This is a genomic window from Pseudomonas sp. GD03858, assembly GCF_029840925.1.
Classification (GTDB): Bacteria; Pseudomonadota; Gammaproteobacteria; order Pseudomonadales; family Pseudomonadaceae; genus Aquipseudomonas.
Genome location: NZ_JAOCDM010000180.1, coordinates 1 through 6,278, shown reverse-complemented (window position 1 = coordinate 6,278; position 6,278 = coordinate 1). Strand labels below are relative to the sequence as shown.

The following is a 6,278-nucleotide window of genomic DNA, read 5'->3' as shown; positions in this document are numbered from 1 at the left end:
ATGCTCCACCCCCGGCTGCTGCAACTCGATGAACGCCAGCATCGGGTCCTCCACCGCTGTTCTCACCCCCACCAGTTCCTCCATCACCGCCAACCCGCAGAACGGCACGTAGGCTTCGGCATACCCGCCCTCATGCACCATCACCAAGCGGCCTGTGCACAGCTGCTCGGCAGCTTCGCGCAGCATCCGCGTCATGGCCCGGAACGAATCGCTGTGCAGCAGCATGCGTGCCAGCGGGTCCACCGCGCCTGCGTCGTAGCCGCAGGCCACCACGATCAGCTCGGGTTCGAAGCGCCGCAGCGCCGGCAGCACGATGTGTTCCATCGCCTGCAGATAGCCGGCATGCCCGGTGCCGGCCGGCAATGGAATGTTCAGGTTGCAGCCCTCGCCGTCACCCAGGCCACGTTCCTCTGCGCCACTGTAGCCGGGCGGGTAGCAGTGTTCCTGATGCAGCGAGACCGTCAGTACGTCGCCGCGTCGCTCGTAGATCGACTGGGTGCCGTTGCCGTGGTGCACGTCCCAGTCGATCACGGCGACCCGCCCAAGGCCGTGGCGCGCCTTGGCCGCCTCGATGGCGATGGCGATGTTGGCCAGGAAGCAGAAGCCCATGGCCTGGTCGGCCAGGCAGTGGTGCCCTGGCGGACGCGACAGCGCGTAGGCATTGTCGGCCTCGCCGCGCAGCACCGTGTCGACGGCAGCGATCGCCAGACCCGCGGAAAGCCGGGCGATCTCATAGGTGCCGGGGCCAATCGGGGCTTGCAGCCCGAGTTCGCCACCACCGGCGTCGCTCAGCGCCTTGAAGCGCGCCAGGTAGTGTGCCGGATGCACCCGCAGCAGGTCTTCGTCGGCGGCGGCTTCGGCGCCACGCTGCAGCAACTGGCGCGACAAACCCGAGACCTCGAGCAGGTTCTTCAGGCGCCGCTTGGTTTCCGGCGATTCGGCAAAACCCGCGGCGGCAGGCGGTTGCACCCAGCCGCCGACCGGCAGGGTGAGGGCGTGCAGCCCGGCGCTGTGCCAGAGGCACAGCTCATCGGAGAAAAACGCGGTACGGCGGCTCATGGGTGAACTCCAGTGGTGAGCAGGGAACGGGGAACGCGGGCAAGCATCAGGCTGCTGAACGCCAGCAGCAGGCAGCCGATGCTGCCAAGCAGCACGGCGGGCATGCCGTAGCTCGATTCGAGCAGCGGGCCGGCGATGGCCGGGCCCAGGGCCAGGCCACCGCCGATGACCAGGTTGGCGCTGTTCATCAGGCGCCCGTCACGGTCGTGATCGGCCAGGCAGGCGAGCATGAACGGCAGGGCGAAGGTCCAGCAGTACTTGAACAGCAGCGCGGCCAGGGCGAAGCGACCCAGCTCGGGATTGCCGAGCAGCAGACCGACCGCCAGCGCCATCAGTCCGATACCCAGCACCAGCAGCAGGCTGCGCGGCCAGCGCGGGCCGATGAGCGTTGCGCACAGCGAGCCGGCGATGCCCATCAAGGTGGCGATGGAAAGGATCCGGCCACTGCTGGCCGGGTCGATGGCCGCGTTGGCGGCGATGCTGCCGATGAAGGTCCAGACGGCGCTGAGCCCGGTGTAGAACAACAGCACCGCCAGCAGGCCACAGAGGCCGGGCAGCCAGCGCTGCTCGCGCGAGCCCGGTGCCGGCCGCCTGAGGCCTGGGCTGGATGAGGCAGGAAAGGCGCCGGCCAGTGGCAGGCACAGCAGCATCAGCAGCGCCAGCCCCAGGTACAGGGCCTTGAGCCCGAAGGACGAGAACAGGGGAGGCAGCAGCCACAGGCCCACGGCGCCGAGGATCAGCTGGCCGCTGACCCACAGTCCGTACACCCGGTCTGGCTGCTGGCTGCCGGCCGCGCTGGCAATGCACAGCACCATCAGCGTGCCGCCGGCCAGCGCGCTGAGCACGCGCAAGGCCATCAGCGGCAGGTAGACGTCGCAGGCGGCCGACGCCAGGTTGGCAAGGATGAACAGCATCGCCGCGCCGCGCGCAACCTGACGCCAGTCCCAACGCGATTGCCAGTAGTAGGCCGGGAGAGTGGCCAGGCTCATGGCCGCCAGTTCGGCGGAAAACAACTGGCCGATGCGTGCCGGCCCCAGGCCCAGTTGCGACGCATACTGGCCGGCGACCACCGGCGCGGTCATCAGCACGCACGGGACCACGGCGGCGAACAGCACGATGGCCAGCAGCCGTAGTGGCGGCAGACCGATAGCAGTGAAGACAGGCATGGCGATTCCTCAGAAGACGTGGACGAAGCGCAACAGCAGGTTGTCCTGGGCATAGGCGTTGTCGGTCGCGACATGGCGGGTCAGGCCGAGCAGCACCTGGTTGCGTCGATCGAGCCAGTGGCCGAGTTCGAAGCCGAGCTGGGTGGTGCGTTGATGGCTGTCGTCCAGGCGCCGGCCATCGAGCTCCAGCTCGCCGCCATCGGCATGGATCAGGCGCAACGCGCCGTAGGTGACAGGGGTGAAGTCGTAGGAGGCGAACGCCTGCAAGCGGTACAGCGGCTTCTGCTTGAGCTCGCTGTCGAAGTAATCGTCGTTGCGGCCGTACAGCTGGGCTTCGAGGTTGGCTTCGAGCAGCCAGCGCTCACCCACGTCCTGGGTGTAGTTGTAGTTCAGGTGCAGCGCCCAGCGGTTGGCGCCGGGCGAAACCCCGGGATTGGCGCCGTGATACTCGCCGACCGGCACGCTGAGCAATGCCAGCAGCCCGCTGTAGGTACGGTTTTGCGGGTCGTTGATGAAGAACAGCGTGCCGCCGACCTGCGGATCGCCGATGCCGCGCTCGCGGGTGTGGCCGTCGCTTCCCGGCAGGCGCGCTTGGGTGTCGACGTAGGGCACGATGAACTGCGGCGTGCACAACGTGCCGCAGATGTCGCTGAACCACAGCTGGCGGTAGGCGAAGGCGTTGACCGAGAGGTCGGCCTTGCCAGTGCTGTCGGCGGCACCGTGGTAGTCGTTGGCGCGGGTCAGCGGCAGGTACGCGACCCCCAGGCTGGCGCCTACCGGGGCACTGACGAAGTCGCGGGCGTTCAGGTCGGCGGCCTGGCCATGGGCCCAGGCCAAGGTGAGGGCCATGGGCAGCCAGCGGGTCCGAGGGTGGAGCATGGGCGTGTTCCTTTTTTGTTGTTGTGATTGCTGAACAGCGGGCAAAGGCTCCCCAAACCCGCCACGAAGGCGGCGGGGCGGGTTGCGGCTGAAGGTGTCAGAGCGGCGGGTGATGCAGCAGCTGGGTGATCCCGGCCTTGCTGTTCACGCCCAGCTTGCTGTAGATGCTGCGGATATGGTGGCGCACGGTATTGGGCGCCACGCCCAGCTCACGGGCGATCTGCTTGTAGGTGCCGCCACCGCCGAAGCGCTCGGCCACGTCCGCCTCGCGGGCGCTGAGCTGGGCCAGGGCCGAACGGGGCCGGGCCGCCAGAAGGAACAGGTCGCCCACCGCGGTGGCCTCCAGTTGCAGGTGCTGGCCCTGGTAGGCGGCGGGGCTGATCTCGGGCGGCAGGTGCGGGCCGCTCCAGCGCGGCCACTCCAGCAGCAGGCGCTCGACGAAGCCGCGCTCGGCGTGGTGCAGCGTGCCCTGGCGGTCGCAGACGGCCAGCGACAAGGTGTTGGCGCCGTCCAGTGCCTCGCGCAGGGCGACCAGGGCGCGGATCTGGTTGGCGCCTTCGGCGGCCACCAGATGTGGCATCAGGTGATCGAGCAGGAAGCGCTCGTGAGCGGTGAAGGTGGCCGCGCCTTGGGCCCGATAGAGGGTCAGGTGCACGCTGAGGCGGGTCTGCGGGTCGATATGGATGATGCACAGGAATTCGCCGAAGCCGTGGCGGGAGCCGAGCCAGCGCAGGCCCTCGGGGGCGTCGTTGGCCTGGCTGTCGACGATCACCGAGCGGCCCGGATGGGCGTGCACCTGCTGCACGGTGATGTCCTGATGGCGAATCGACTGCCAGTCCTGCACGTAGCCGGGCGGCAGCCGGTAGACATGGCTGCTGTGTTCGTGGGGCAGGCCGTCGACCAGCGCCGCGCGACCCCACCAGGCCTTGTCGAACGGGATCAGCTCGCCGGCGCGTTCGAGCATGCGGTCATGGAAGCTCTGCAGCGGCTGCTCCTGGGCCAGACGTTGCAGTTCCAGGACCAGGGCGTTGAACAGCGTGAAGCCGGAGGACGCAAGGAAATCGGACATGGGCGGTACCTGGCTGCGACGTTCTTGTTGTTGTCAGGGCCTGGGGGAAGTATCGCCAAGAGGGAAGGGGGAAGACCATCCTGCAGATGCAGGATGCTGTTCCTGAAGCGTCATCGGCGTGGGAGCGGGCTTGCCCCGCGATAGCATTAGCCCGCCTGACGAGGATGTACCGGCGTGCGCTATCGCGGGTCAAGCCCGCTCCCACGGGGGTGTATCAGATGACCGCGAAGTAGTGCTTGACGAAGGTCTCGCTCAGCACTTCCCACAGCACCGGCGTGCCCTTGGTCACGAACCAGGCATCGCCGGCCTTGTAGCGGCTGACCTGGCCGGTGGACTCATCGGTCAGCTGGATTTCGCCGGTGACGATCACCGCCTGCTCGCTGAACGGGTAGACCATGCGGAACTTGCCCTGGGTGGTGCCGAAGTAGGCGCTGCTGACCGGATCGGTCGGGGCGCCGTGGGTCATCTTGCCGTAGCACTTGACCTCGCCTTCGAGGATGGTCGAGCCCAAGTCGGCAACGGTGCCCCAGGCATCGAGTTCGGACAGTTGCACACCCTGGCGGACGGCGGTGAGGGTCATGGTGGTTCTCCTGGTTGTGTTCAAAGGGTTCGCAAAGCGATCAACGGCGACCGTTGAAGAAGCCCGACAGCTGATGCACGGTCTTGCCGGCGGTCAGCAGCAGCGGGCGGATATGGTCCTTGCCGAGGATGCGCGCATGCTTGACCGAGCTGATCAGGTCGTAGCGGCTGGAGCCTTCGCTCATGCCCTCGGCGAGGATCTTGCAAATGATGTGGCTGGGGGTGACGCCGAAGCCGGAGTAGCCCTGCACGTAGAAGGCATTGGGGCGGTTGCTCAGGGTGCCGATCTGCGGGAACAGGTTGGCGCTGGTGGCCATCGGTCCGCCCCAGGCCAGGTCGATGCGCACGTCCTTCAGGTACGGGAAGATCTTCAGCATCAGGTTGCGGTTCCAGGCTTTCAGGTCCTTGGGAATGTGTTCCACGAACGGCGTGGCCGCACCGAACAGCAGGCGGTTCTCGCGGGTGACGCGGTAGTAGTCGATCACCGGGCGGATATCGCTGTAGGCGCCGCGGATCGGGCTGATGCGCAGGATCTGCTCATCCGACAGCGGTTCGGTCATCAGCTGGAAGGCATAGGTGTTGACGGTGCGGGCGTGCAGTTCGGGTTCGAGCTTGTTGAGGAAGCTGTCGCAGGCCCACAGCAGCTTGCTGGCCTTGACCGAGCCGCGCCCGGTACGCACGGTGATCCGCTCGCCGTAATGCACCTCCAGCGCCGGGCTGTGCTCGAAGATCCGCGCGCCGTGGCTGACCAGGGCCTGGGCTTCGCCGAGCAGCAGGTTCAGCGAGTGCACGTGGCCGCCGCCCATGTGCAGCAGGGCGCTGCTGTAGGCGTCGGAGCCGATGATCTGCTTGACTTCGGAGCCGCCGAGAAAGCGAATTTCGTCCTTGCCGTTGATCGCCTTGAAATCTTTCTCCCAGGCGCGCAGGGTCTTTTCCTGGCGGGCGTTGAAGCCCATGTAGCCGTAGCCGTGGCAGAAGTCGGCGTCGATGGCGTAGCGGGCGATACGCTCCTTGATGATGCCGGCGCCCAGCTCGCTGATCTCGAAGATCTCGCGCAAGCCTTGTTCGCCGACACTGCCCTTGATCTTTTCCAGGTCGTGGCCGATGCCGGCCATGATCTGCCCGCCATTGCGACCGGTGCCGCCGAAGCCCAGGTAGCGGGCTTCGAGCACGACGACATTGGTGATGCCTTTCTCGGCCAGTTCCAGGGCGGTGTTGATCCCCGAGAAGCCACCGCCGATCACCACGACATCGGCTTCGATATCGCTTTCCAGGGTCGGGAAGCTGAGGTTGTATTTCTTGGTAGCGGTGTAGTAGGTGGGCGTTTCGATGTTGATCATGGCGCAGCCTGGACAGTTGGAATTGTTAGGAAGCAGGGCTTGCACAAGCGCTGGCTGTGGCAGCCATTGGGCACCTAACGCGCGGTAGGTGTCTTGCCTGAGTGTGCCAGGGATTTGATTCTGTGTGACGGGGGGATGTGTTTACGCTGGGACCGTACGTCGTCCGCGATGTGTACGCCGACAGGG

Annotated in this window: 6 protein-coding genes; all 6 read right to left on the bottom strand. The window is 66.6% G+C overall.

Annotated features, from left to right (window positions below; translation table 11 throughout):
• The coding region (locus N5D48_RS25465) for a class II histone deacetylase (RefSeq protein ID WP_279888846.1) at positions 1 to 1,059 on the bottom strand (1,059 nt) is incomplete at its 3' end.
• Positions 1,056 to 2,225 carry an MFS transporter gene (locus N5D48_RS25460; RefSeq protein ID WP_279888845.1) on the bottom strand — a complete coding sequence of 390 codons (1,170 nt, stop codon included), beginning with the start codon at positions 2,223 to 2,225 and terminating at the stop codon, positions 1,056 to 1,058. The genes N5D48_RS25465 and N5D48_RS25460, both read right to left, overlap by 4 nt.
• A gap of 9 nt (positions 2,226 to 2,234) precedes the next feature.
• Positions 2,235 to 3,074 (bottom strand): transporter, encoded by an 840-nt coding sequence (locus N5D48_RS25455; RefSeq protein WP_279888847.1) that lies wholly within the window; start codon positions 3,072 to 3,074, stop codon positions 2,235 to 2,237.
• A 127-nt stretch (positions 3,075 to 3,201) separates the two neighbouring features.
• Positions 3,202 to 4,173, bottom strand: coding sequence for a LuxR C-terminal-related transcriptional regulator (locus N5D48_RS25450; protein ID WP_279888844.1), 972 nt, complete (start codon positions 4,171 to 4,173; stop codon positions 3,202 to 3,204).
• A gap of 214 nt (positions 4,174 to 4,387) precedes the next feature.
• The gene (locus tag N5D48_RS25445; RefSeq protein ID WP_279888843.1) at positions 4,388 to 4,753 is read right to left on the bottom strand and encodes a cupin domain-containing protein; all 366 of its coding nucleotides are present in this window, start codon (positions 4,751 to 4,753) and stop codon (positions 4,388 to 4,390) included.
• Positions 4,754 to 4,793: 40 nt separating this feature from the next.
• Entirely contained in the window at positions 4,794 to 6,092 is a 1,299-nt protein-coding gene (locus tag N5D48_RS25440; protein WP_279888841.1) for an FAD-binding oxidoreductase, read from the bottom strand.
• Positions 6,093 to 6,278: the final 186 nt, after the last annotated feature.

What these genes read in the sequence shown, in the direction of transcription:
- N5D48_RS25460 (WP_279888845.1), bottom strand. Translation starts at nt 2,225, where the DNA reads ATGCCTGTCTTCACTGCTATCGGTCTGCCGCCACTACGGCTGCTGGCC.
- N5D48_RS25455 (WP_279888847.1), bottom strand. Translation starts at nt 3,074, where the DNA reads ATGGCCCTCACCTTGGCCTGGGCCCATGGCCAGGCCGCCGACCTGAAC.
- N5D48_RS25450 (WP_279888844.1), bottom strand. Translation starts at nt 4,173, where the DNA reads ATGTCCGATTTCCTTGCGTCCTCCGGCTTCACGCTGTTCAACGCCCTG.
- N5D48_RS25445 (WP_279888843.1), bottom strand. Translation starts at nt 4,753, where the DNA reads ATGACCCTCACCGCCGTCCGCCAGGGTGTGCAACTGTCCGAACTCGAT.
- N5D48_RS25440 (WP_279888841.1), bottom strand. Translation starts at nt 6,092, where the DNA reads ATGATCAACATCGAAACGCCCACCTACTACACCGCTACCAAGAAATAC.